The following is a 463-nucleotide window of genomic DNA, read 5'->3' as shown; positions in this document are numbered from 1 at the left end:
TACCAATTCCGGCAACGGCACGCAGGGCGTTTTCGGTGAAATGCGCCTGAGTACGCCTTGGGGCTACCTGAACCACACCCAATTTGCCAACCGAAGCCACAACAAAGAAAGCGGCTCCCGCAGCAACACCGCCCGTCTGGATACCTACTGGCGCACCGTCTGGCCCGAACAAGGCATATCGCTGACCGTGGGCGACACCCTGACCGGACAAATCGGCTCATGGGGCGGTACGCGCATCGGCGGCATCAAAATCTCCCGCACTTACAACACCCGCCCGTGGAAACAAACCACCCCGCTGCGTTCCTACCTCGGTAAAAGCACCCTACCCGGCACGGTCGATCTCTATATTGACGGTGTCAAACAAATGAGCCGCGACGTCGAAGCGGGCGAATACGAACTCATCCTACCGCCGTCCATCAGCGGCCGCAGCAACGCCCAAGTCGTCGCCACCGACGTACTGGGG

The 463-nt window shown here is 60.5% G+C and carries 1 pseudogene; it reads left to right on the top strand.

Going from position 1 to position 463, the window contains the following annotated elements:
• Positions 1-463: pseudogene (locus tag ACTHUR_RS20255) on the top strand (fimbria/pilus outer membrane usher protein); the annotation flags it as partial.

The organism is Neisseria sp. P0021.S007 (assembly GCF_051956855.1).
Note: the sequence above shows the minus strand (reverse complement) of the source record. Positions and strands in the feature narration are given on the sequence as shown.